We start from the raw sequence: 22,614 nt of genomic DNA, 5'->3' as shown, positions 1-22,614 counted from the left end.
GGGTTGCTTTAGGGGCATAAAAAAAGCCCCATCCTTGCGGATGAGGCTTTTGGATATGGTGCCCGGAGGCGGAATCGAACCACCGACACGGGGATTTTCAATCGCCTTTGATTAACAATACACCATACTTCACAATAGGGGCAATTTATGTAACTTATTGATTTGTAAGTATTAATTGATTGGCTTAAGCTGTTTTTAACTGCTGCTTATTCAGGGGAACTGTGACAGCAGTGTGACGTAACTATTGTTGATGAACTTCTGACTCAACAAGATGCAGTATCCACCACTGGGTCTTGGGAATTGAGCGATAAAACTCGCCGTTACTTGATACCCAAACCCCTTCATTCAAGCCGAAATTATTCTCTTTTCCGCATTGCCAATGCTTTCGGCTGATTATTTTACAATCCTTGTGTTCATTTATTGGCCAGCCTTCACTTGTTTCCCAAGATAACACTGTTCCAGTCGATTCATTGACTTTAAAAGTTCTCCTTGGGATGTGGGCCCACTTACATTCCTCTCTGTCATCACACTTCTTTTGCTCAAACTGGACAGTTACTTCGTCCTTCCAAGGTCCCCTGATATCAAAGTGCCAGCATGCCCAGATAATTCCTGCAAGTATCAGTACGGGTGTTATGTCGGCTTTTAGCAAGTGCATGAAGTAGGTGTCCTAACATGGCAGATATGTATAAAGGTGCCCTTCAGAGAGCCCTGAGTGGATATCAGAAGTATTTGAGGCTAGACCGTCTGAGAGCCATACAGAGAACTGGGTTGCGGAGAATAGGGCCTTGTGAGGGCCCTGGCTAGTCCGTTAGCGGGACTGGGAGTTTTGTATTGAGGAGTGCATTGCGAGTGGAATAGGTGGTGCTGCTGTATGTTTTACCTCGAGCTTGCCTGCACATTCATCAATGGGAAGCCATGTAAAGGCATAGAGGCTGCATTTGTTGAGGCCACCTTGCCGGGTAAGCATTACCAGGTCCACATCTATAAGGGCCTTGAGCGCTCTTCTAAGGGTGCTGTTAGAAGTCCAACCTCTTGAACCCATAACCTTTAGAGTTACGCTAAAATCACCGTTATTGCGCCCGTTATACTGCCTTGCCATGTCCATAAGTAGCGACTTGGCTGGGTGTGGAAGTGCAATGTAGGCTGGAAGGTCTAATAAACGATGGTATAGCTGGAAAAAGGGTGGTGAAGCGCCCTTCTTCCTCATTTTTAGTCGGCTCCTAGCCATCTCATTTCTCGCTATTTCGCCGTTTTTCCCAGGTCAGAACCTTAAAAGCATACTTTTGTCCTTGTTCTCCCGCGCGCATGATTTCTTCTGAAGGCAGGTAGTACACACAGTAGCGGGCATTGCGCCCAGTGGGGTCTAAAGTACGCTCTTCGCGCCATTGGCTGATGATAGGCCAGCCGAACTCATTTCGAAGCCTCTCTATGGGAGCAGATAGTCGATAAGAGGCCGTTTCATTTTGAAAGGTGCGATGGGAAATTCTTTGGGCCCGGAGTAAACGAGTGAGTGCTCTGGAGGGCATTGCTCCAATTTGTGGAGGGTACTTCACCTTATAACCCTCCTTTATCAGCTTGTTCGTCAAGCCAGGATTCAAAGGCATCAAGGTCTATCAATACTTTCCTGCCGACTCTAACAATGCAGACTGAGAAGCCATTTTGCGATGCATTAAAGATTAACCAGCGTATGCTGCTTGGAGTGAAACCTGCATCAGGGTAGTAAGATGGTAGGTTCTTTACTGTGGTAAGTCGTTTCGTGGTAGGCATTTATAGTTCCATTCATTAAGAGTGAGGCTTAATTGTGGATTTTGGCTGCCTCCCAAGAAACGGGAGTATTTAGCAATTTAAAAACTGAAATTATCTCCTTGCTTTTTTTAAGATGTCTTTAACCCTGTCGGAGATGTATTTGACGTCATATCCAGGGTATATACCCATATGAAATAGGCACGTAGCGGTAAACTGCTGATTTTTCTTTATCGCTTCATCGTTTTTACTTTTGAAATAGAGCTCGTTTAAATCAAATACAAGGTCTTCAATTAGCAGCCTCTCTATATTCTTGGGGCCCCTCTTATCTGAAATACTATCTAGTATTTTCAGGTTTTGGTTAGCATTTTCAGCTAAAATATCTAGTGTTTCTTGAAGCTCAAAAAAGTTGAAAGAAGTGTGTGGGCACTGGCTTTTTAGTGAGCGCTTTTCTTGAAGAGAAAGCTTGTTAATAACCTCTGAGAGCCCCCCAGCTAGTTTTGAAATATTCTTATACTTCGGTACTGACTTAGTCTTTGTCGGAGCTCTTTTGTCCTGTTCCAGATTTATGTAGTGATTGTTATATAGCCCATTTAAAAAAGTGGCGATGTCTTCTGGTGAAATCTTAGTTAAATCAAATTCTTCAATGATATCCTGACAATTATGCTTACCATCAGCTAGCTCTTCAGTCGTTGGAACGAATGGATTATTTACTTCCCAGGAGGTCAGGGAGTCATCACTCAAATTTTGATTCATTTTCATGAGCCAACCCCAAAGATGGTGCTATTCATCGACTCAAGTACCTTAGAAGTGTGTTGCTCGGATAGATGTGCATACCGCTTAACCATTTGTAAGGTTTTGTGCCCTAGAATTTCTGCAATCTCAGTTAGGGATGCGCCGTTCATGGCGAGATAGCTAGCTGCTGTATGGCGGAGGTCGTGGAACTTGAAATCGCTTATAGCAGCCTGTTTAAGGGCTTTACCCCAAGGCGAGCGGATAAAAATTGGAGCTGTGGGTTTAGAATCACTGAAAAAGAGTAAGTCAGTATCTAGGCGGCGAACTTTGGCTAGTTCCGATATGAGCCCTTTTGCGTGTCCAACGAGAGGAACAGAGCGACGCTCCCCATTTTTTGTTTCGTGTAAAGTGATGTAACCACGGTTAAGGTCTATATCGCTCCATTTCAGCCCCATAATTTCTGACTGACGCATGCCTGTAGACAAGGCCAGAACGACTACCGGATATAGCTGCCTGCAGTTTGAACTTTTACAAGCAACAAGAAGTTTTTGTCTTTCGCTCTCACTAAGGAATCTCACCCTCCCTCGTGGTTCTTTGGGTTTACGAACTTTACGTAAGGGGTTTTCTTCGAGCCACTCCCATTCGTTAACTGCGACTGTGAAGGCATGAGAGAGAGCTGCCATGTATCTAACAACAGTCGCCGGTTGGCGCCCTTGGTGAAGTTTGTCGCGGGTTTCTGAGAGAAGTGCGGGTGTAACATCAGCTAAAGGGCGATAGCCTAGTTCATTTTTCCACCAGGTAAGTTGTCGCCCTTGAGCGTTCATGCTCTTTGGTTTGGTCGGGAGTACATCGCTGATGTAACGATCGATTAATTCGGCAAGTGTTCGGCGTTTAGATTCTGTTGTTTTAAAATGGCGGCCTTCCCGAATAGCTGCTTCGGTTTGTTGAATCCAGCGCTTCGCATCAGTCTTGCGAGTGAAAGTTGCGTTCTGCGGAGGGAAACCTTTTAGGCGTACTTGTGCCTGGTAGCGCACCTCCCCTTTGCTAGTTTTTCTTTCCCTAATTGAGGCCACTGAAATCCTCCTTGCCGCTTTGGAAAACTGTCCAATAAGGTATGTGAAGTGCCAAAAAAGCACAACAAAGGACTAATAATCACCGTATGGGTTATTGGGGAGCCTAAAAAAATCTAGAAATATCATTGAGTTACTAGATTTATTGAGTGGAGGCTTTGAGGCGAGTCACACATAGGACGCACTAGGATACCGAGGTGCGTTGAATGAGATAGGTTGCCTTGTGAGGTGGTTTGTTATCGTCAAGTGTGACAGGAGTGTGACGCGGCTAGAAACAAAAAAGGCCTACAATTTCTTGCAGGCCTCTATTTGTATGGTGCCCGGAGGCGGAATCGAACCACCGACACGGGGATTTTCAATCCCCTGCTCTACCGACTGAGCTATCCGGGCTTTGCGATCTTGCTGGGCTTCCCCTGCGTCGCGAGGCGCGTATTAAAGCCCTTCCCCGGGTCAGAGTCAACCCCTTGATTATAAAAAAGTTTTTTTTCTTTGCCGGGAAAGCTTCGGGGCCTTGTGTTACTGCTGTTCCGGCGGAACATAACCGTCGGCTGCGTCGTATTCCTCGCCGCTCAAGAACTTCATCATCTGCTCGCTCAAGTAGGCGCGGCTTGAGGGTTCCATCATGTTCAGGTGCTTTTCGTTAATCAACATGGTCTGGTGGGACATCCACTCCAGCCAGGCCTTCTTGGAAACGTTCTCGAAGATATCCATGCCTTTGGGGCCTGGGAAGGGCGGTGCATCCAGACCTTCCAATTCCTCTTGGTACTTGCGGCAGAATACGGTTCTGGACATGGACTCCTCCTGGTTTTAGTCGGCAGTGGTCGGCGTGAGCAGGGGAGCCTGCAGCGCCAGTAGTTGTTTTGCCAGCTTGACGATAGGGGCGGGTAGCCCCAGTTCCTGGGCCGCACGAGGGCGGTTTAAACGCCGCAGTTTATACCAGCCAGCGCCGCTCTCCGCCACCTGTGCTGGGACTTTGCTCAGTTGTACCCACACCGGGGAAATCTCCAGGTGAAAGTGAGTGAAGGTGTGTCGCAGGGTCGGCAGGGTTTGGACGTCACTGGCACGCCAGCGCTTTGCCTTGAGCCAGTCGCTGCTATTGTCGGCTTCAGGCGGGCTCCAGAGTCCGCCCCAGATTCCGCTGGGCGGGCGCTGTTCCAGGTAGATTTCACCTTTGTGTTCAAGCAAGAGCAGGGTGGCGCTGCGCACCGGCTTTTCCTTGCGCGGTTTCTTGCCGGGGTAATCCTGTGGGTTGCCCTGGGCGTGAGCCACACAGGATTTTTTCACCGGGCACTCCTCGCAGCGTGGTTTCGAGCGGGTGCACAGGGTGGCGCCCAGGTCCATCATCACCTGGGTGTAGTCGTTAACGCGTTGGTTTGGGGTGTAGGTCTCGGCCAGTTGCCACAGTTGATTGGCAACCGCTGTCTGTCCGGGCCAGCCCTCCACGGCGTGAAAACGGGCCAGCACCCGTTTGACGTTGCCATCGAGGATCGGTGCCCTGAGTCCCATACTGATACTGGCAATAGCGCCAGCGGTGGAGCGGCCTATGCCGCTCAATTCGGTCAGTTCCTCTACGTCCTGGGGAAACTCCCCGCCGTATTCCTCCAGCACCGTCTGGGCACACTTGTGCAGGTTGCGGGCGCGGGCGTAGTAGCCGAGGCCGCTCCAGTGAGCCAGGACTTTGTCCTGAGGCGCGCGGGCGAGGCTTTCCAGGGTGGGGAAGCTCTGCATAAAGCGCTCAAAGTAGGGAATCACCGTGGTGACCTGGGTCTGTTGCAGCATGATTTCGGACACCCAAACCCGATAGGGATTGATGTCCTGCTGCCAGGGCAGGTCTTTGCGCCCGTGTTTGTCGAACCATTTCAGGACGGCATTTTGGAACTGCTTTGGGGTCATGGGGATACTGCGGGCTGGAATCTGTGGTTGAACGCTGGAGTTGTGCACCGGGTGGACCCCGGTGCACTTTAGCGGGGCCTTAGCGGCCGAAGAGATTTTTCAATTTTTCTTTCAGCTCGTCGACCTTTTCTTCAACTTTATCGCCATATTTCTTTTCGGCTTTGTGCTTCAGTTCTTCCCGCAGCAAGTCGTCGAGGCGGCGGCTGTCGGGTTTACAAGTGCTGATGTTCACATCGTCGAAGTCGCCCTTGCAGCGCAGTGGCAGCGGGCGGTTGCGCCAGCGCTTGTTGCGCACGGTACAGCCGTCGGCGGAGGTGCTCTCGCCCACCAGGGCCAAGCCGAGCTTGAAGTCGAAGTCCTGTTTCTTCAGGTCCACCTCTCCGTCACCGGTCAGGGCGATATTTTCGATACCGGCGAGAATTTCGCTCACATCTACCTGGTCGCCTTTCACCGCGATGGTGGCGCGAAGATCCTGCAGTCCGGTGCTGTTGGGCCAGTCCCGGGTGGGCATTTCGGTATTTTCCGCGTAGCTGAATAGCTGGCACATGTTTTTCTCCAGGTTGAATGGAGAAATCGACATTTCCTTGCTGGAAACCTCAACGGAGGCGCGCAGGTTTTTCTCTAAAGCTGTGGATGTTTTACCTTTGGTGCTGGCACTCCAGTTAACGCTGGCTTCCCCAGCCAGCTGGACTTCTTCACTGGGGAAGAGGGCAGCTTGGACCTTGCCGATATCCACATTGGTGAGACCGCCGCGCATCTGCGCCTCGGCGGACTGGGCGCGAGCATTGAGCTGGCCATTCGTGTTCAGCTGGCCACCATAGATATCGGCGCTCAATTTTTGCAGGCGGTAAAGGCCGTTATCCACAGTGAGTTGGATTTCCGGGCTGTCCATTTGCAGGTCAGCGGCTTGCAGTTGGTCCAGTGCCAGGCTGATATTGGCGTTGAAGCCGCGCAGGTCGCTTAGTGGCAGGGGTTCTGCCTCGGGAGGCTTGGCAGCTACTGTTCTCTTTGGTTTTTCTGCAGTTTCAGTTTGATCACTCTGTGTCGCCTGCTCTCCCTGCTTTTTGCCTTCAGCGGCGGGAGCCTGCGCACTCTGTGCTTCCACTCCCTCGGTTTGTTCCGCCGAAGCGGCTCCAGCCTCATCTTCGTTCGAAGGGGGCAGATAGTTGTCCAGGTTAAAGGCGCCGCCGCGCAGGTTCAGGTCCAGCCCGGGCATTTCTGCGTTGCGCAATTGGGCGTTGCCGCTAAAGGTGACGTCGTCCAGTTTCAATTGCAGCGGTGTCAGGTCGAGCTTTTGTTCGGTACCTTCCACGCTCGCTTCGACACTCAGCTTTTGCAGTGCCGCTTTATCGCGGGTATCGATTTCGGTGCCCGTCAGTTCAAACCAGGGGCGCAGAGGGTCGGCATTGGCGTTGACGTTTAGTTGTATACGCCAGGGTTGGGTGTTGCTGTCCCTGCGCAGGTAGCCGCGCATATGCAGGCTGGCCTTGGCGCTGTTCTCAGAGGTGAGGTCTACTTGTAGCGGTTGCAGGCGCAGCCCATTGAGGCCCTCGTCCAGGGCGAGGGTACTATCAATTTTTAGCTTCAGTGGGTGTTTGAGGTCGCTGCCGGTAAGGTCTGCTGCGGCAGTGAGTTTGCCCGGCTCGCCACCCGGCACCAGGTTAATAACGCTTACCTGCAGGTCTTGGACTTTGTACTCTTTGTTAGTCTGGGCATCGCTGTAGAGCACCACGCCCTTCTCGATACGCAGCTTTTGCAGGCTCAGGTCGACCTGTTGTTGTGATGGCTCTTCCTGTTCCTTGGGGATAGAGAGTTTGGGAGGTTGCTTGCTCTGAGCTTCCAGGGCCTCGCTAATCAGCTCCCAGTTGCTGCGCCCTTCTTTGTCGACGGTGAGTTCAATTTGCGGAGCTACCAGGACTATCTCTTCGGCCTCTACTTTGCGTTGCAGTAGTGGCTTTAGGGCCACGCCAATGGCAATTTTTTCTGCTTTCACCAGAGTTTGTTTTGGTAGCTTTAATGGTGCCAGCTGTACATCTTCAAGTTGCAGGCCGAGCTTGGGCCACAGCTGCCAGCCGATATCACCTTCCAGTTGCAGGGAGATGCCCTGCTTGGCAGCGAGTTTTTCTAACTGGGGTTTGTATTGGTTGATGTCGAGTCCTGCTAACAGCCAGGCAACGGCGCCAGCGAGTAGCAGGAAAACGATTAAAAGTGCGATAAAAGTGCGCTTTATCCAGGCCATGGAGAGCATTGTCCCTGTGTATTTGTCGTGTGGTGTCACGCATATGACGCCGCAGCGCGGCTCGATGTTCCCGCGCACTTCTACAAATAGGTTATGCCGGAATTGTAGGAGATGCAGCCCCGCGAGGCTGGGAAAGCACTGCGGGGCCATTGAAGCAGGTGTTTATTAGAAAATAAACCGCACACCGGCTTCGACGCTGCGACCAGCTTCAGGAGCGTAGTCGCGCAGTAGTGAGGTGGAGTTGCGAATTTCTTCGTCGAGCAGGTTGCGGGCGCTGGCGAAGATCACCGCGTCGCTGCTGCCGATGTTGAAGTTGTAGTGGGCACTCAGGTCCATGCGGGTATAGCCGTCGGTTTCCTCTTCGTAGGCGCCGGCGCGATCCTGGTCCGCAGCTTCGACTGTGCGCCATTCCCAACCCCACTGGTCGTACTCTGCTCCCAGGGCGAGACCCAGGCGCAGGGGAGGCATGCGCGGCACATCGGAACTCTCACCGGCGATATCTTCGTCGAAGCTCGCGCGCACAACATCGCCAAACAGAGTCAGGTAGAAGTTGCTGCGCAGGGGAAATTTCACCGAGGCTTCAGCACCGTAGAAGGTGGCGTCGCGGTTGCCATAGGCGTAGATGGGCAGCTCTTCTTCAAACAACTCATTGGTGTTTTGCGCGTAGATGTAGTCGCCGATGCGGTTGTAGAAGACGCTGGCTTCAATCTGCGCTGCATGCCAGCCACTGGCCGCTTCGTTGTGGTGGTGATAGCCCAACTCCAGGTTAATGGATCGCTCTTTGTCCAGGTCACTGTTGCCAATTAAGTATCTGCCCTCGGCCAGGTGCTCGCCGTCGGCAAACAGCTCTTCGGCTACCGGGGCGCGTTCGGAGCGGGTGGCACCGACGCTGATATGCTGGTGCTCTTGCAGGAAGTACTGCAGGGTAGCGCTGGTGCTGAACAGGTTGAAGTCGCGATCCTCTGCGGTCTCCGGGTCGACATCGACACGCTCAATACGCGCGCCCAGGTCCAGGTGCCAGTTGCCCCATTCGCGTTCCTTCATGGTGAAGAGGCCGGCGCTGCGGGTGCGGGAGGGCTGGATAAATGCCCCCTTGTCAGCGGTAAAGTCTTTATCGGACAACTGCAGGCCGTAGGCGCCACGCCACTCGCTACCGCTGTCGTGGGTGATTTCCAAGCGACCTTCCCAGGCTTCGTTGGCATAGCGGGTACCGGCTGCGTCCTCTTCCAACTCTACGTGCTCGTAGTCGTTATAGCCGATACGCAGGCGTAACTTGTCCCAATAGTTGCTGTTAAAGCGGTGCTCGCCTTTGAGGTCGTAGCGAGTCTGCGCCATATCGATACGCACAGCTTCGACTTCGCTCTCCTCCTCATGCTCTTCGTGTTCCTCGTGATCGTCCTCGTCGTGCTCCTCATCATCGTGGTGGTGCTCGTGAGTGCCGAGGGGAATGCCGTAGTTGTTCTCAAGCTTGTTTACTGACAGACCGATATAGCCACTTTCAGTAATCCAGGAAACTCCACCGCTGTAGCTGTGGGCGCGGGCGTTGGTGTTGCCGACGTAGCCGTCGGTGTTGAATTCTTCCTCGTGCTCGCCTTCGTCCTCGTCGTGTTCTTCGTGTTCCTCGTGCTCGACAATAGCGAGGCCGGGAATTTCCGTGTCGTCATTTTCGCGGTAGACACCGTCGAAGTACCAGGCCAGCTGCCCGGCACCGCCGGTAAAGCGGAATACCGAGGCATCCTGGCTGTTGGCGGTGTCGTGGCGCATCTCAACCGCGCCTTCAACTTCCTCGGGTACCTCAGTGGGGATGCGACCGTCGATAATATTTACCACCCCACCGATAGCGCCGCTGCCGTAGCGCAGTGCCGCCGGTCCGCGCAGTATTTCGATGCGCTCCGCCAGTAGAGGTTCGATACTGGCGGCGTGATCGGCGCTGGTGTTGGAGGCGTCAGAGACATCCAGGTTATCGTTCAGGATCTTCACCCGGTTGGCGCTCTGGCCGCGAATAACCGGTAGGCCCACGCCACTGCCAAAGGAGGCGTTGGCCACTCCCGGCTGGTTCTTCAGGGTTTCGCCCAGGGTGGCGGAAGCGGCTTTGCGCAGGGTCTCGCCGGAGAGCACCGATACCGGGGCAGCTACTGCGTCGGCGGGCTTATCCAGGGGAGAAACGGTGACGTTAACTTCTTCCAGTTTGTTGCTGTCTTCTGCGGCGCAAATAGCGGGCACGGCCAAGCTGGCAATAGCCAGGGCCAAAGTATTGAACTTAGTCATTGTTTTTTATTCCTGTCACAGGCGGACAATGCCATACGCGCTCCAGCGCGGGCATTCACTAAAAAAATATCGGTTTTTGGGTGTTAGCTGAGTGACAGGAAGAAGGGAGGGGCGCGCGCACTCTGGCGCTCTGGCTGGCAATCGCGCGCGGTTGGCGCAGAGGGCCGTTCGTAGTGACTTTGGGGCTCAGCCTGTACGAGCAATGGCTCGCTGCCGAGTGCTGCAGGTGAATGCATGCAACACAGGTCACACATCTCTACCTGGGTATTGCCCAGGTGGAAGTGCTCCGCCCACAGCGGCTGAGCTGCTACTACGGCGAGTAACAGGAACAGGCTGGCCCAGTAATGGGATTTTCGGCGCTTTAGAGTAACCATGCGGTGCATGATAGGGCTAAACAATTACGAATCAAGTTTCATCTGACACTAGAGAGCCACAGGGGATGTCATTCATCCTATAATTTGCGCCCTCTGTCTTATCGTGCAAATAAGGATCGCTTTCGATGCGTACAGCTAGCGTCACCCGTGACACCCTGGAAACCAAGATTCAAGTCAGCGTTAACCTGGACGGCCAAGGTCATGGCAAGTTCGCGACTGGGGTTCCTTTCCTGGAGCATATGCTCGATCAAATTGCCCGCCACGGCATGATCGACATGGACATTAGCTGCGATGGCGATATTCATATCGATGACCATCATACGGTGGAAGATATTGGCATTACCCTGGGCAAAGCCATTACCGAAGCGCTGGGTGATAAAAAGGGGATGACCCGTTACGGCCACAGCTATGTCCCATTGGATGAGGCGCTCTCCCGGGTCGTAATCGACTTCTCCGGGCGGCCCGGCCTGGTTATGGATGTGCCTTTCACCCAGAAACGGATCGGCAACTTTGATACCGAACTGTTTTTTGAGTTCTTCCAGGGCTTCGTCAATCACGCGCTGGTAACCGTACATATTGACTGCCTGCGTGGCCACAACGCTCACCATCAGGTGGAAACTGTATTTAAAGCCTTTGGCCGCGCCCTGCGTATGGCGTTGACCCCGGACCCCCGTATGGCCGGCACCATGCCCTCCACCAAAGGAGTCTTGTGATGGGTAAGATTGCGGTACTCGATTACGGTATGGGCAACCTGCACTCGGTGGCCAGCGCCCTGAACAAGGTAGCGCCGGAGGCCGAGGTGGTGCTGGCACAAACTCCGGAGCAGGCCGAGGGCGCAGAGCGCCTGGTGGTGCCCGGTGTGGGTGCCATTCGGGATTGTATGGCAGGGTTTGTCGAGGCGGGTTTTTCGCCGCTGCTTCGCGAGGCTATCAGTGTGGGTACCCCGGTGCTGGGTATCTGTGTGGGTATGCAGATTATGATGCACCACAGCGAGGAGAATAATGGCGTTGATTGCCTGGGGATTTTCCCGGAGCCGGTGAAATTCTTCGGCGACCACATTCCCCCGGCGCAGAGTGCTGAACGGCTCAAGGTGCCCCATATGGGCTGGAACAGTGTTCAGCAGCGTCAGCCGCACCCCCTGTGGGCCGATATTGCCGATGGCAGCCGTTTCTACTTTGTCCACAGCTACTATGTGCCGGCTGCTGAAAATCCGGATATTGCCGGGCAAGCCGAATACGGCATTCCCCTGGCTGCCGCAGTTGCCAGGGAGAATATCTTCGCCACCCAGTTCCACCCGGAGAAGAGTGCCGAGGCTGGCTTGCAGCTGCTAAAGAACTTTGTCCACTGGAACGGCCGGGCCCAATAGACCCAGCTCACCGATCACACTGAAATTACTGCCGACGTAAGAAAAGACATGATTGTAATTCCCGCGATTGATTTAAAAGACGGCCAATGCGTGCGCCTGCGCCAGGGCGAGATGGATGACGCCACGGTATTTTCCGATGATCCCCTGGCGACAGCCCAGCATTGGGTGAACGAGGGAGCCAAGCGCCTGCACCTGGTGGACCTGAATGGTGCCTTCGCCGGCAACCCGGTGAACGGTGAAGCGGTAACTGCTATCGCCAAACAGTTTCCCGGTTTACCGGTGCAAATTGGCGGAGGCATTCGCGATTTGCACACTATCGAGCGCTATCTGGATGCCGGTGTGCAGTGGGGGATTATCGGCACCGCGGCGGTAAAAAATCCCAAGCTGGTGGAAGAGGCGTGTCGCGAGTTCGAGGGCCATATTATTGTCGGGCTCGATGCTAAAGATGGTTTGGTCGCAACCGAGGGCTGGGCTGAGGTCTCCGAACTGAAGGCCACAGAATTGGCCAAGCGCTTTGCCGATTGTGGCGTCAGCTCTATTGTTTATACGGATATTGCCCGCGACGGCATGATGCAAGGCGTCAATATTGAGGCGACCCTGGAAATGGCCCGAGCAGTGCAGGTGCCTATTATTGCCTCTGGCGGTGTTAGCAGCATTGAGGATATCGAACAGCTGCTGGATGCCGGTGAAATCTACGGTGCGATTACCGGCCGGGCGATCTACGAAGATAAGTTGAACCTGCGCGAAGCGCAGCAGCTTTGCGACCAACGGAACAAGTAATGGCTCTGGCAAAACGTATTATTCCCTGTCTGGATGTAGACAACGGTCGCGTGGTGAAGGGCGTTAACTTTGTCGATATCCGCGATGCCGGCGATCCGGTGGAAATTGCCCGCCGCTACAACGAAGCCGGCGCGGATGAAGTCACTTTCCTCGATATCACCGCCACCCACGAACAGCGCGATACCATCCTGCACACGGTAGAGAAAATGGCCCACGAGGTGTTTATCCCCCTCACTGTCGGCGGCGGTGTGCGCACCTTGCAAGATATCCGCAATCTGTTGAATGCCGGTGCGGACAAGACTGCAATCAATTCTGCGGCGGTGAAAAATCCCGAGTTTGTACGCGAGGCCGCCGAGCGCTTTGGCAGCCAGTGTATTGTGGTGGCCATTGATGCCAAACAGGTAGGAGAGGGCCGCTGGGAGATCTTCACTCATGGCGGGCGCCAGCCCACTGGCATTGATGCAGTGGCTTGGGCTCGGCAGATGGCCGAATACGGTGCCGGCGAAATCCTGCTGACCAGTATGGATCGCGACGGCACCAAGAACGGTTTTGACCTGGCCCTGACCCGGGCGGTTACTGAGGCGGTTCAAGTGCCAGTCATTGCTTCCGGTGGTGTGGGAGATCTACAGCACCTGGCGGATGGCGTATTGCACGGCGGTGCGGATGCGGTATTGGCGGCGAGTATTTTTCACTTCGGCGAATACACCATTGCCGAAGCGAAAGCGTTTATGCACAGCGCAGGGATTGAAATGCGGTTGTAGGTAATGCTGGGGTAGTCTTGCACGGCGGGCCCTGGGCCCGCCGTACTTTGCTTACTGCTGTTCGTCTGCGCGGGCAAGGCGCTCGCGCAAACCCCTGTCCCTGTGAGCGTAGAGATTGAGGCCCTTGAGTACATTGAGGGCTTCGAAGATTTGGTTGTCACGATCCATCCAGTCTTCCCGTTCTTCCTGTTCTCTCGAGCGGTCTTCAGAAGTCCGGTCGGCACCACCGTTACCGTTGTCCAGATGCCCGGCCAAATCCGCTTCAGTGGGTCTGGGAGAGTCGTCCAAGCGGGTGACTTTCACCCGCTCTACCACGATATCCGGTGTGATGCCCTGGGCCTGGATTGAGCGGCCATTGGGGGTGAAGTAGAGAGCGGTTGTCAGTTTGATAGCGCGTTCATTATTGATAGGGATTACCGTTTGTACCGATCCCTTGCCGAAGCTGTCGGTGCCCATCACCACTGCGCGGCGGTGATCCTGTAGGGCGCCGGCGACAATTTCCGCTGCAGAGGCGGAGCCCGCGTTGATTAGTACAACCAGCGGAGCGCCTTCGGTTAAATCGCCCGGCTCGGCGGAATAGCTCAGGTTGGCGGCTTCATTGCGACCTTCGGTGTAGACCACCAGGCCCTCTTCCAAAAATGCATCCGCTACTTCCACCGAGGATTGCAGCACGCCACCGGGGTTGTTGCGCAGGTCGATAACCAGCCCTTTAAGTGCGCCTTTCTTCTGCAACTTGATCAGCTCGTCGGCCACATCGGCGCCGGTGTCCAGCTGGAACTGGCTGATGCGCAGATAACCGTAGCCATCATCGAGGACTTTGCTGCGCACACTGCGCACGCGCACGGTGTCCCGCTTGAGAGTGACATCGAAAGGTTCTTTAAAACCTTTGCGAGCGATGGTCAGGGTGACACTGCTTCCTTTGGGCCCGCGCATCCACTCCACCGCTTCATCCAGGCTCACGCCCTTCATGGATTTGCCCGACAGGCGCAGTATGACATCGCCGGCCTTGAGGCCAGCGCGGGAGGCGGGGGTGTCGTCCATGGGGGTGACGACGGTGATATGGTCGTTTTCGATGCCCACCTCGATCCCGAGGCCGGCAAACTCACCGGTGGTGTTGGCTTGTAAGTCGTCAAAGGAGCGGCGATCAAGGTAGGAGGAGTGCGGGTCTAGGCCTTGCAGCATGCCCTTGATGGCATATTCCAGCAGGGTGCGGTCGTCCACTTCCTCGATATAGCCCTGGCGAATTTGCTCGAAAACTTTGGCAAAGCTGCGCAGGTCTTCCAGCGGCAGGCGGGCTTCAGTGTCTGCAGCTACCTGGGGATGGCTGTCGACGTCGGTCAAACCCATTAAAGGCAGGGCTGTCAGAGCGGCTGCGCCGATCAGGGTTGTCAGCGCCTTGGGGATAAACATGTTGTTGTGACCTCTGCCTTATTTCTTCGCTGCTTTGCGAAAGTGTAGACCGCAGAGATTGGCAGGGATTCTAAGCGGACGCCAAATTCTACAGTGTCACGATCTTAGTCGTCATAAGCCCAGGGGTCTTACACCTGGGTTGGCTCCCGCTCTTATTCTCTTTTGGCGATAAAAAAGCCGATACTCCGCAGCTTTTCGTCGTGGTGCTTTCTCATTTAATTAGCACAGCGGCGGGAGTCGTGAGATGAAGTGGGGAGCATTAGGCGGGTGTGTAATCCCGATCGCTGTGATTTGCGAGGGGGCTCTATAACGGGTGCGTGGAAAATGCCCGGGATTTTACGCCTCGTATTATGCCCTCTGTGCCAGCTCCGATCAGGAGCGGCACCAAACTGTAGGGTCCTGCGCTTTACCCCGGTGGCGAATTTCGAAGTAAACACCGCTATGGCTGAGTCCACCGCTATTGCCAACCCGAGCGATGGTGTCACCACTTTCCACCCACTCGCCAATATTGTGGGTGAGGGACTGGTTGTGGGCGTAGAGACTCATGTACTCCTCTCCATGATCCAGGATAACCAGCATGCCGTGGCCGCGCAGGTAATCGGAGAAAACCACACGGCCGCGGTGGATTGCCCGCACCGGCTCCCCTTCATTGGCGCGCAAGGTGACACCTTTCCAAGTGATGCCATTGGCGCGGCGCTGTCCATAGGCATTGGCGCGGCGGCCATCAACAGGCCACTGCATCTTGCCCCGCTGGCGCGCAAAGGGCTTTTGCTCGCTGGGGTTTACCAGTGAGGCGATGGCGCGGCCTACTTCGTCGATCAATTTTTGCAGGCGTGTGCGATCTCCTTGGAGCTGCTTGAGTTCACCGCTGCCATCGGAGAGCCGCGCCGCAAGTTTATCCAGCGTGTCCTTGCGATTCTGCTGTGCGACGCGCAGTTTGCTCTGGCGTTTCTGCAGCTGCTCTCGCTCCGCTTTCAGGGTCTCGCGCTCGCGCTCAATGGAGGCGGATACGGTTTCCAGTGAGGTGAGGGTTTCAAGGTAAGTGTCTATGATGCGGCTGCGTTCTTGGAGGAAGTAATCGTGGTAGCGGAGATGGCGGGCGACGTTCTGTGGATCTTGCTGGTTGAGCAGGAGCTTGATTTGCTCCTGTCGGCCTAGTCGGTATGCGGCGGCGATCTCCTGCTCGACCCGCCGCTGCATACTTCGTCGCGACTCTTGCAGTTGCTGTTGTTCCTGCTGGAGTTCGCGCAGCTTGTCCGAGCGGCTGCGCATATCCTGTTTGATCTTGTCTATGCGCTGGTGCAGCCCGGAAATATCTTTCTCGTTCTCCTCCAAATCCTTGAGCAATTGGTCGCGCTGGCCCCGCACCTGATTGAGTTCCTGTTGCAGGGACTCAATGCGTTGCTTGATTTGCGCCAGGCGCGCCTGCTCATCTCCCTCTGCCTGGCTCCAGGCGGGTAGGGAAATCAGTGTGATCAGGAGGAGTACGAGAGTTTTCATCAGTCCATTTTTACCAAACTTTGGCCGGTCATTTCCGTCGGCTGTGGCAGATCCATCAACGCTAACATGGTTGGTGCTACATCCGCCAGACTACCTCCGTCACACATTTGCACATTGCGCTCGCCGATATAAACAAAAGGCACCGGCAGAGTGGAGTGCTGGGTGCTGACCTGGCCGGAGTTGGCGTCGAACATCTCTTCCACATTGCCGTGGTCGGCAGTAATCAGCACTTCGCCGCCGGCAGCCAGAGCGGCGTTTACGACGCGCTCTACACACTGGTCCAGGGCTTCGACGGCTTTTACTGCCGCCTCGAAAACACCGGTATGGCCGACCATATCGCCGTTGGCGTAGTTGCAGATAATGGCGTCGTACTCGCCGCTCTCAATCGCCGCTACCAGTTTGTCAGTGACGATTGGTGCATTCATTTCCGGTTGCAGGTCGTAGGTGGCCACATCCGGTGACTTGATCAGTTCGCGGGTTTCGCCGTTGTAGGGCTCTTCGCGGCCGCCGCTGAAGAAGAAGGTAACGTGGGCGTACTTTTCTGTCTCGGCGATGCGCAGCTGGGTTTTGCCCTCTGCAGACAAGTACTCGCCGAGGGAGTTGACCAGGTTTTCTGGTGGGAAGGCACAGCTGGCGTGGATATCGGCAGCGTATTCGGTCGTCATGACAAAGTCCGCCAGCTGCGGCTTGGCTTTGCGCTCGAAGCCGCTGAAGTCCTGCTCGGTAAAAGCGCGGGTTAACTGGCGCGCGCGATCCGGGCGGAAATTCATAAAGATAAGGGCATCGCCGTCCTGGATCGGAGCGGGCTCGCCAATCACCGTTGGCGCGACAAATTCATCGTTTTCACCGCGCTCATAGGCCGAGGCCAGTCCTGCCAGGGCATCACTGGCACTGTGCTCTGCTGTACCCAGGGTCAGCATGTCGTAAACGGACTCGGTGCGCTCCCAGCGCTGGTCGCGATCCATGGCGAAGTAGCGCCCGGCCAGGGTAGCCATATGGGCATTGCCGACGGAGTCACACACCTGCATCAGGCGCGCCAGGGAGGGTTCGGCACTGCGCGGCGGGGTGTCGCGGCCATCGAGAAATGCGTGTACATAAATAGCGCGGGCGCCGCGCTGTGCCGCCAGGGTTATCATGGCGACAATATGGTCTTCGTGGCTGTGTACGCCGCCTTCGGACAGGAGTCCCATAATATGGACGGCGCCGTTGTTGGCGATAGCCTTATCGACCGCAGTGGTGTAAGCGATATTGCGGAAGAAGTCGCCGTCCTGGATGGCTTTGTTGATCCGGGTAAAGTTCTGGTAGACCACTCGACCGGCACCCAGTGTCATATGGCCGACTTCCGAGTTGCCCATTTGTCCATCGGGCAGGCCCACCGCCATCCCGGAGGTCTGGATCAGGGTTTTTGGGCGGGTCGCCCAGATATTGTCCCAGACCGGAGACTTGGCTGCGTGAATCGCATTGTGCTCGGGATTGTCGCTGTGGCCGAAGCCGTCCAGAATCAGCAGGACCAGGGGGCGTTTTTGCGGGGCTTGCGTAGCGGCCATAGCGACAGTATTCCTCTTCCAAGGGTTAAATTGCGGACGCGGATTTTAACCTGTGGGGCTGGTATTTCACCATGTTATTTAGCTTAAGCCGGATTACAAAGAGGCTGGGGCGGAGGGATTTGGTTGATTAGAATTTCGCCATGATCGTGTATACTCCCGCCGGCATTGGGCGCCGTAGCGCCCTATTGATTACCACTTGAGGATTTTGGGGGCGAAGTGGATTTTCTCGACTTTTTAGCTGAGCAGTGGCTGTTGGTCGGCCTGCTTGTGGCATTGCTTTACGCATTTGTTTTGACTGAGCGATTCAAGTCTGGCGAGCCGGCATCACTTCATGAAGTGACCAAGCTGATCAATAGCGACGGGGCCAAGGTGCTGGATATTCGTGATCGCAGCGAGTTCACTGCCGGTCATATTGTCGACTCCCTGCATATTCCCCACGGGGATGTGGCTGAGCGCATTGCCGAGCTGGAACCGTTTAAAGACAAGACCATTATTGTCGCTGACAAGATGGGGCAGCACGCCGGCCCGGTGGGGCGCATGCTGAAACAGAAAGGTTTCCAAGTGCGCCGCCTGCAGGGCGGAATGAGCGAGTGGGCTAACCAGAACCTGCCTGTCGTTAAAGGCAAAGGTTAACCTGAAGTATAAGTTTGACGGAGTTTTGTCATGCAGAATGTTGTCATTTATACCACCCGTTTCTGCCCCTACTGTATTCGCGCCAAGCAGCTGCTGGATAGCAAGGGTGTCACTTATCGCGAAATCCCTGTGGACAATAATCCCGGCTTGCGCGCAGAAATGGCTGACAAGGCGGGGCGCCGCTCGGTGCCGCAGATTTGGATTGGCGATAAGCATGTAGGTGGTTGCGACGACCTGATGGCGTTGGAGCGCGGTGGCCGACTCGACAAATTGCTGAAAGCAGCGGGATAAGTGGAAAACTGACGCGGCCGCCAACATGCGGTCCCCAATTTTTGCTATTTATCCGGTCTGGGCCTTGAAACGTTTTATCGAGGCCCCAACTGTTGAGTTATTACCGGAGTCTTTCTCACGGAAGGCATCAATAAACTTTTTATAATGAACAGGCTGTAACATGGCTGAAGAATTAAATGGCGCAGCGGCAAACGCAGAGGCTCCACAAGTACAATTTGCGATGCAACGCATCTACCTGAAAGACCTCTCCTTCGAAACCCCGATGGGTGCCGAGGTCTTCAAAAAGCAGTGGAAGCCCCAGGTTAATCAGGAGCTGAACACCAAGACCGCGAAGATCGAAGACGATCTGTACGAAGTGGCTCTGACCCTGACTATCACCGTAAAGCTGGAAGAAGACACCGCTTTCCTGGTGGAAGTAAAACAAGCTGGCCTGTTCGGTATCAAAGGTCTGGAAGGTCAACAGCTGGCCCAGGCCCTGAATACTGCCTGCCCGCAAATTCTGTTCCCCTACGCTCGCGAAGTGATCGATAACGCTGTAGTTAAAGGTTCTTTCCCGGCACTGATGTTGCCGCCGGTGAACTTCGACGCCCTGTTCGCTGCTGCCCTCGATAAGGCACAGAAAGAAGCAGAGGGCGCTCAAGCGAACGCTTAATTCGCTTTAGCCCAGCTGGCACGATAAAAAGGTCCCTTAGTGGGGCCTTTTTTTATATCTGTAATCTCCCCGGGGATAGCGTCCATTTTACTGACTATCCCTCCGCAACCGCAGCACAAACCTGGAGCCGCTTATGCAGTGGGATCTGCCAAACCCATTTATCACCAAAGTGACGGTTGGCGCCGAACATGTGGATGGTCTGAGTCATGCCAACAATGCGGAATATGTGCGCTGGTGTGAGGCTACCGCCTGGGCGCACAGCGCAGCCCTGGGTCTGGATGTCACGAATTATCAGCAGCTTGACCGGGGAATGGCAATTCGTCATGGCGAGTATGACTATATACTGGCGGCCAGAGAGGGGGAGGAATTGCTGTTTGGCACCTGGCTCACTGAGGTGGACGGGCGTCTGAATATGACTCGCCGCTTTCAGGTATTTCGCGCCGCCGATAAGGCATTGGTATTGCGGGCCGAATGGCGGATGGTGTGCATTGAGCTTTCCACTGGCAAGCCAAAACGTATGCCGGCGATCTTCAAGGAAATTTACAGTCCGGCAGTGACTGCCCCGGAGGCTGAAAAAAATGAGTGAAGAGTTTGTATCCCTGACCAACAATTCAGGGGCGCTTAAGGACAAGACCATCTTTATCACTGGTGCCAGTCGCGGCATCGGCCGGGCGATTGCCCTCAAATGCGCGGCGGATGGTGCCAATATCGTGATTGCCGCTAAGTCGGCAGAGCCACATCCCAAGCTTCCGGGAACCATCTTCTCGGTGGCGGAGGAAGTGGAGAAAGCCGGCGGCAATGCCCTGGCCCTGCAGGTGGATGTGCGCGATGAGCAGCGAGTAGAGCAGGCTATGTCGGAGGCTGCCGAAAAATTTGGCGGCATCGACGCTGTGATTAATAATGCGGGCGCGATCAACCTGACCAATGTTGAGTCGACACCACCCAAGCGCTACGACCTGATGCAGAGTATCAACAGTCGCGCGGTGTATCTCACCGCCCACTTGGCGACTCCCTACCTGAAAAAAGCTGACAACGCCCATATCCTCAGCCTGTGCCCACCGCTGAATATCCAGCCCAAGTGGTTGGGGCCCTTCGCTCCTTACGCCCTGTCAAAGTTTGGTATGACCATTCTCAGCCTGGGCTTGGCGGAAGAGCTGCGTGAGGCGGGGATCAGCGTGAACACCTTGTGGCCGCGCACGCTGGTGGCCACCGCTGCGATTGAGTTTGCGGTGGGTAGTCGCGATATGTTTGAGCAGAGCCGCAAGCCCTCAATTATGGCCGATGCGGCCTACGAGATACTGACGACTAAAGATGTCGCCTTGAGCGGTCGCCAGCTAATCGATGAAGAGCTGTTGGCAGAGCGCGGTGTGAAGGATTTCACCGGTTATGCCCACAATCCAGCCAATGCAGACAATTTAACCAAGGATTTATTTCTCGACTGACGCTGGCAGGGGGTATTTGTGAGCAGCGACAGCAAATTATTTAAAGACGCTCTCGGTGAAATGGGAGACGTTAAACCGCTGGCGCAGGAGCGCCGCGTCAATTTGCGCAAGGAGCCGAAGCAATCTGAGTCTATGTTGCGGGAGCGTCGCGCCGCTGCCACGCGCCTGACAGAGCGGGAAATGAACCCCCTGTCCGGTGAATATATTGATCTGGTAGAGCCATGGGATCCGTTGGAATTCAAGCGCGATGGTGTGCAAAACGGGGTCTATCGCAATTTGCGCCTGGGCAAATACAGCATAGATGCGCGCCTGGATTTACATCGCCACTCTGTGGAGATGGCGCGCAGGGCCGTGATGGAATTTATCCGTGATTGTGTTGAAGCGGATGTGCGCTGTGCCCTGATTACCCACGGTAAGGGTGAGGGGCGTAAGCAGCCGGCGTTATTGAAAAGCTGTATCAATCACTGGTTGCCGCAGCTGCATGAAGTATTGGCTTTTCACAGTGCGCAACCCCAACACGGGGGCTTGGGAGCGACTTATCTGCTGCTGAGAAAGAGTGAACGCAAGCGGCAGGAGAATCTGGAGATACATCAAAAACGCCGTTAAGGTTCTTTTGTAACTTTTCTGTCACTTATGCAAATTAAGATGCGCCGCTGAGGCTTTCCCCTCAAGAGTGCTTTTTTAGACTCCTAAAGCTCATCTTTTTGATTCTTCTTGATTGTCATTCTGGCGACCCAATGGGTCGCCTTTTTTATAGGGTTGGGCCTGGCGATAGCTGCGGTCTACTTGTTCAAACTCAATATAGGCACTGCCATCGGTATTGCTGATCATCATCTTGTTACCCACGATAACAATCAAATCAGACTTTCTCAGGGCATTGAGGTAATCGATCTCCAGTTCATCGCTGGGGTGTGCTCCCCCCATGCGCGCAATAGCGGGAATCCGCTCCCAGGTGAAAGCACCGCTGCTAGTGAGAGAAAATCGCCCCAGGTACGGATTGGTGCCACTGTTGCCCCTAACATAACCAAATTGATCGCATTTGAAAAAGGGTCTATCCCGCCAAAACCTGCTCCAGCTCAGGGTTGAGTCATAAGTGCGCCCGGAGTAATACAAGCTCGATAGCACCCACTCGTGCTCACAGGCAGACCAAGCTGATCGTTGGAGTTGGGGAATAGGGGGATTGGGGGTGCTGCAGCCTGCAAGCACCAGGTTGCATACGATAATACTCAGTAGTAAGTAAAAAGCACGACGTGGCATGATGTCGTTCTCATTGATTTTGCGACATTTAACCTAAAAATTTACAGGTCTTCTGTGGCGGCGTTCAAGGTCCGGCCTTTACGTATTCTATATAGATATCACCGGAGGGGTCACGAAGTATCAAACGATTCCCGCGCGATTTGGTAAATGCCTGGCGAGTGGCGGCGAGGGCACCGAGGTAGGCATGCTCTTGCCGCAGCAAGGGTTCGGGGCCGCCCATCTTGGTAGAGACAAAGCTGGAGGTATCCCAAAGTAACTGCCCGTTATCGGTTACCTGCACCTCTCCCCGATAGGTGTTTATGCCACTCCTCCCCATGACATTGCCTTGGAGATTGCACACAAAGGTAAAGTCCGCAGGCCTCTGGATGTCGACCACCCCACCATTGACGCGCAAGCGTACCAGCTGCCACTTCTTACCACAGACTGCTCCCATACTGCCTGAGGATTGAACAACTTGGGCTTCTTCTATTCGGTTTGTTAGACATCCGCCGACAACTAATAGGGCTCCCAGAAGCCATATTTGTACCAACCTACTCATCGACGAATAACTCCCAAACACAAACCCTTCTCCAGCCCACACCCAAGCCAGCCACTTTTCGGCTTTCACAAAAGCTTAGTTGTTGGCTGCCGTGACGAGACGACAGCAGTGACAA

General features: G+C 54.6%; 25 protein-coding genes and 1 tRNA gene. 10 read left to right on the top strand and 16 right to left on the bottom strand.

What is annotated here, in order from left to right:
- Positions 1-241: 241 nt before the first annotated feature.
- The 11 genes from ACJJIQ_RS19520 to ACJJIQ_RS19470 all read right to left on the bottom strand — a co-directional run bounded on the left by ACJJIQ_RS19520 (position 242) and on the right by ACJJIQ_RS19470 (position 10,331).
- Positions 242-655 (bottom strand): hypothetical protein, encoded by a 414-nt coding sequence (locus ACJJIQ_RS19520; RefSeq protein ID WP_445362788.1) that lies wholly within the window; start codon positions 653-655, stop codon positions 242-244.
- A gap of 153 nt (positions 656-808) precedes the next feature.
- On the bottom strand, positions 809-1,207 hold the full coding sequence (locus tag ACJJIQ_RS19515; RefSeq protein WP_445362787.1) for a hypothetical protein: 399 nt from the start codon (positions 1,205-1,207) through the stop codon (positions 809-811).
- 22 nt (positions 1,208-1,229) lie between these two features.
- Complete coding sequence (locus ACJJIQ_RS19510; RefSeq protein WP_445362786.1) at positions 1,230-1,553, bottom strand: hypothetical protein; 324 nt, start codon at positions 1,551-1,553, stop codon at positions 1,230-1,232.
- Between the two features lie 304 nt (positions 1,554-1,857).
- Positions 1,858-2,505 (bottom strand): hypothetical protein, encoded by a 648-nt coding sequence (locus tag ACJJIQ_RS19505; protein WP_445362785.1) that lies wholly within the window; start codon positions 2,503-2,505, stop codon positions 1,858-1,860.
- Positions 2,502-3,512, bottom strand: coding sequence for a tyrosine-type recombinase/integrase (locus tag ACJJIQ_RS19500; protein ID WP_445362784.1), 1,011 nt, complete (start codon positions 3,510-3,512; stop codon positions 2,502-2,504). The genes ACJJIQ_RS19505 and ACJJIQ_RS19500 overlap by 4 nt, the downstream gene beginning before the upstream one ends.
- A 350-nt stretch (positions 3,513-3,862) precedes the next feature.
- Positions 3,863-3,938, bottom strand: a tRNA-Phe gene (locus ACJJIQ_RS19495).
- Positions 3,939-4,064: 126 nt separating this feature from the next.
- A complete protein-coding gene (locus ACJJIQ_RS19490; protein WP_282930759.1) occupies positions 4,065-4,340 on the bottom strand; it encodes an oxidative damage protection protein in 276 nt (91 codons plus the stop codon).
- A gap of 15 nt (positions 4,341-4,355) precedes the next feature.
- Positions 4,356-5,441 (bottom strand): A/G-specific adenine glycosylase, encoded by a 1,086-nt coding sequence (gene mutY / locus ACJJIQ_RS19485; RefSeq protein WP_445362783.1) that lies wholly within the window; start codon positions 5,439-5,441, stop codon positions 4,356-4,358.
- Positions 5,442-5,520: 79 nt separating this feature from the next.
- Positions 5,521-7,680, bottom strand: a complete 2,160-nt coding sequence (locus ACJJIQ_RS19480) for an AsmA family protein (protein ID WP_445362782.1) — start codon at positions 7,678-7,680, stop codon at positions 5,521-5,523.
- Between the two features lie 165 nt (positions 7,681-7,845).
- On the bottom strand, positions 7,846-9,948 hold the full coding sequence (locus tag ACJJIQ_RS19475; protein WP_445362781.1) for a TonB-dependent receptor: 2,103 nt from the start codon (positions 9,946-9,948) through the stop codon (positions 7,846-7,848).
- Between the two features lie 83 nt (positions 9,949-10,031).
- The gene (locus ACJJIQ_RS19470; RefSeq protein WP_282930762.1) at positions 10,032-10,331 is read right to left on the bottom strand and encodes a hypothetical protein; all 300 of its coding nucleotides are present in this window, start codon (positions 10,329-10,331) and stop codon (positions 10,032-10,034) included.
- 116 nt (positions 10,332-10,447) lie between these two features.
- Between ACJJIQ_RS19470 and hisB the strand changes: the two genes are divergently transcribed.
- Genes hisB through hisF form a run of 4 tightly spaced genes read left to right on the top strand, consistent with a single transcriptional unit; the run spans position 10,448 to position 13,229 of the window.
- Positions 10,448-11,035 carry an imidazoleglycerol-phosphate dehydratase HisB gene (hisB, locus tag ACJJIQ_RS19465; RefSeq protein WP_282930763.1) on the top strand — a complete coding sequence of 196 codons (588 nt, stop codon included), beginning with the start codon at positions 10,448-10,450 and terminating at the stop codon, positions 11,033-11,035.
- Entirely contained in the window at positions 11,035-11,688 is a 654-nt protein-coding gene (hisH, locus tag ACJJIQ_RS19460) for an imidazole glycerol phosphate synthase subunit HisH (RefSeq protein WP_445362780.1), read from the top strand. The genes hisB and hisH overlap by 1 nt, the downstream gene beginning before the upstream one ends.
- 48 nt (positions 11,689-11,736) lie before the next feature.
- On the top strand, positions 11,737-12,468 hold the full coding sequence (hisA, locus tag ACJJIQ_RS19455; protein WP_445362779.1) for a 1-(5-phosphoribosyl)-5-[(5-phosphoribosylamino)methylideneamino]imidazole-4-carboxamide isomerase: 732 nt from the start codon (positions 11,737-11,739) through the stop codon (positions 12,466-12,468).
- Entirely contained in the window at positions 12,468-13,229 is a 762-nt protein-coding gene (gene hisF / locus ACJJIQ_RS19450; protein WP_282930766.1) for an imidazole glycerol phosphate synthase subunit HisF, read from the top strand. The genes hisA and hisF overlap by 1 nt, the downstream gene beginning before the upstream one ends.
- Before the next feature lie 51 nt (positions 13,230-13,280).
- Here hisF and ACJJIQ_RS19445 read toward each other — a convergent pair whose 3' ends face one another.
- The 3 genes from ACJJIQ_RS19445 to gpmI all read right to left on the bottom strand — a co-directional run bounded on the left by ACJJIQ_RS19445 (position 13,281) and on the right by gpmI (position 17,686).
- The gene (locus ACJJIQ_RS19445; RefSeq protein WP_445362778.1) at positions 13,281-14,639 is read right to left on the bottom strand and encodes a S41 family peptidase; all 1,359 of its coding nucleotides are present in this window, start codon (positions 14,637-14,639) and stop codon (positions 13,281-13,283) included.
- A gap of 372 nt (positions 14,640-15,011) precedes the next feature.
- Positions 15,012-16,139: a murein hydrolase activator EnvC family protein gene (locus ACJJIQ_RS19440; RefSeq protein WP_445362777.1), complete on the bottom strand. Its 1,128-nt coding sequence runs from the start codon at positions 16,137-16,139 to the stop codon at positions 15,012-15,014.
- Positions 16,139-17,686 carry a 2,3-bisphosphoglycerate-independent phosphoglycerate mutase gene (gene gpmI, locus ACJJIQ_RS19435; protein ID WP_445362776.1) on the bottom strand — a complete coding sequence of 516 codons (1,548 nt, stop codon included), beginning with the start codon at positions 17,684-17,686 and terminating at the stop codon, positions 16,139-16,141. The genes ACJJIQ_RS19440 and gpmI overlap by 1 nt, the downstream gene beginning before the upstream one ends.
- Before the next feature lie 216 nt (positions 17,687-17,902).
- Here gpmI and ACJJIQ_RS19430 point away from each other — a divergent pair, with 216 nt between their 5' ends.
- The 6 genes from ACJJIQ_RS19430 (at position 17,903) to smrA (ending at position 21,310) form a co-directional block, all read left to right on the top strand.
- Positions 17,903-18,319, top strand: coding sequence for a rhodanese-like domain-containing protein (locus ACJJIQ_RS19430; protein WP_282930770.1), 417 nt, complete (start codon positions 17,903-17,905; stop codon positions 18,317-18,319).
- Positions 18,320-18,349: 30 nt separating this feature from the next.
- Positions 18,350-18,610 carry a glutaredoxin 3 gene (gene grxC, locus ACJJIQ_RS19425; protein WP_445362775.1) on the top strand — a complete coding sequence of 87 codons (261 nt, stop codon included), beginning with the start codon at positions 18,350-18,352 and terminating at the stop codon, positions 18,608-18,610.
- Positions 18,611-18,770: 160 nt separating this feature from the next.
- Positions 18,771-19,262 (top strand): protein-export chaperone SecB, encoded by a 492-nt coding sequence (secB, locus tag ACJJIQ_RS19420; RefSeq protein ID WP_282930772.1) that lies wholly within the window; start codon positions 18,771-18,773, stop codon positions 19,260-19,262.
- A gap of 133 nt (positions 19,263-19,395) precedes the next feature.
- Entirely contained in the window at positions 19,396-19,848 is a 453-nt protein-coding gene (locus tag ACJJIQ_RS19415; protein ID WP_282930773.1) for an acyl-CoA thioesterase, read from the top strand.
- Positions 19,841-20,704 carry an SDR family oxidoreductase gene (locus ACJJIQ_RS19410; RefSeq protein WP_282930774.1) on the top strand — a complete coding sequence of 288 codons (864 nt, stop codon included), beginning with the start codon at positions 19,841-19,843 and terminating at the stop codon, positions 20,702-20,704. The genes ACJJIQ_RS19415 and ACJJIQ_RS19410 overlap by 8 nt, the downstream gene beginning before the upstream one ends.
- A gap of 60 nt (positions 20,705-20,764) precedes the next feature.
- On the top strand, positions 20,765-21,310 hold the full coding sequence (gene smrA, locus ACJJIQ_RS19405) for a DNA endonuclease SmrA (protein WP_444959364.1): 546 nt from the start codon (positions 20,765-20,767) through the stop codon (positions 21,308-21,310).
- 90 nt (positions 21,311-21,400) lie between these two features.
- Here the strand turns inward: smrA and ACJJIQ_RS19400 are convergent, their stop codons facing one another.
- Both ACJJIQ_RS19400 and ACJJIQ_RS19395 read right to left on the bottom strand, forming a co-directional pair.
- Positions 21,401-21,961, bottom strand: a complete 561-nt coding sequence (locus tag ACJJIQ_RS19400; protein ID WP_282930776.1) for an META domain-containing protein — start codon at positions 21,959-21,961, stop codon at positions 21,401-21,403.
- 64 nt (positions 21,962-22,025) lie between these two features.
- A complete protein-coding gene (locus tag ACJJIQ_RS19395; protein WP_413663749.1) occupies positions 22,026-22,499 on the bottom strand; it encodes an META domain-containing protein in 474 nt (157 codons plus the stop codon).
- Positions 22,500-22,614 lie beyond the last annotated feature (115 nt).

The organism is Microbulbifer maximicatervae (SeqCode), assembly GCF_052468295.1.
Note: the sequence above shows the minus strand (reverse complement) of the source record. Positions and strands in the feature narration are given on the sequence as shown.

What these genes read in the sequence shown, in the direction of transcription:
- smrA (WP_444959364.1), top strand. Translation starts at nt 20,765, where the DNA reads ATGGGAGACGTTAAACCGCTGGCGCAGGAGCGCCGCGTCAATTTGCGC.
- ACJJIQ_RS19470 (WP_282930762.1), bottom strand. Translation starts at nt 10,331, where the DNA reads ATGCACCGCATGGTTACTCTAAAGCGCCGAAAATCCCATTACTGGGCC.
- hisH (WP_445362780.1), top strand. Translation starts at nt 11,035, where the DNA reads ATGGGTAAGATTGCGGTACTCGATTACGGTATGGGCAACCTGCACTCG.
- ACJJIQ_RS19475 (WP_445362781.1), bottom strand. Translation starts at nt 9,948, where the DNA reads ATGACTAAGTTCAATACTTTGGCCCTGGCTATTGCCAGCTTGGCCGTG.
- ACJJIQ_RS19505 (WP_445362785.1), bottom strand. Translation starts at nt 2,505, where the DNA reads ATGAAAATGAATCAAAATTTGAGTGATGACTCCCTGACCTCCTGGGAA.
- secB (WP_282930772.1), top strand. Translation starts at nt 18,771, where the DNA reads ATGGCTGAAGAATTAAATGGCGCAGCGGCAAACGCAGAGGCTCCACAA.
- ACJJIQ_RS19415 (WP_282930773.1), top strand. Translation starts at nt 19,396, where the DNA reads ATGCAGTGGGATCTGCCAAACCCATTTATCACCAAAGTGACGGTTGGC.
- ACJJIQ_RS19410 (WP_282930774.1), top strand. Translation starts at nt 19,841, where the DNA reads ATGAGTGAAGAGTTTGTATCCCTGACCAACAATTCAGGGGCGCTTAAG.
- ACJJIQ_RS19395 (WP_413663749.1), bottom strand. Translation starts at nt 22,499, where the DNA reads ATGAGTAGGTTGGTACAAATATGGCTTCTGGGAGCCCTATTAGTTGTC.
- gpmI (WP_445362776.1), bottom strand. Translation starts at nt 17,686, where the DNA reads ATGGCCGCTACGCAAGCCCCGCAAAAACGCCCCCTGGTCCTGCTGATT.
- ACJJIQ_RS19515 (WP_445362787.1), bottom strand. Translation starts at nt 1,207, where the DNA reads ATGAGGAAGAAGGGCGCTTCACCACCCTTTTTCCAGCTATACCATCGT.
- hisA (WP_445362779.1), top strand. Translation starts at nt 11,737, where the DNA reads ATGATTGTAATTCCCGCGATTGATTTAAAAGACGGCCAATGCGTGCGC.
- ACJJIQ_RS19490 (WP_282930759.1), bottom strand. Translation starts at nt 4,340, where the DNA reads ATGTCCAGAACCGTATTCTGCCGCAAGTACCAAGAGGAATTGGAAGGT.
- ACJJIQ_RS19520 (WP_445362788.1), bottom strand. Translation starts at nt 655, where the DNA reads ATGCACTTGCTAAAAGCCGACATAACACCCGTACTGATACTTGCAGGA.
- ACJJIQ_RS19400 (WP_282930776.1), bottom strand. Translation starts at nt 21,961, where the DNA reads ATGCCACGTCGTGCTTTTTACTTACTACTGAGTATTATCGTATGCAAC.
- hisF (WP_282930766.1), top strand. Translation starts at nt 12,468, where the DNA reads ATGGCTCTGGCAAAACGTATTATTCCCTGTCTGGATGTAGACAACGGT.
- ACJJIQ_RS19445 (WP_445362778.1), bottom strand. Translation starts at nt 14,639, where the DNA reads ATGTTTATCCCCAAGGCGCTGACAACCCTGATCGGCGCAGCCGCTCTG.
- ACJJIQ_RS19440 (WP_445362777.1), bottom strand. Translation starts at nt 16,139, where the DNA reads ATGAAAACTCTCGTACTCCTCCTGATCACACTGATTTCCCTACCCGCC.
- grxC (WP_445362775.1), top strand. Translation starts at nt 18,350, where the DNA reads ATGCAGAATGTTGTCATTTATACCACCCGTTTCTGCCCCTACTGTATT.
- hisB (WP_282930763.1), top strand. Translation starts at nt 10,448, where the DNA reads ATGCGTACAGCTAGCGTCACCCGTGACACCCTGGAAACCAAGATTCAA.
- mutY (WP_445362783.1), bottom strand. Translation starts at nt 5,441, where the DNA reads ATGACCCCAAAGCAGTTCCAAAATGCCGTCCTGAAATGGTTCGACAAA.
- ACJJIQ_RS19480 (WP_445362782.1), bottom strand. Translation starts at nt 7,680, where the DNA reads ATGGCCTGGATAAAGCGCACTTTTATCGCACTTTTAATCGTTTTCCTG.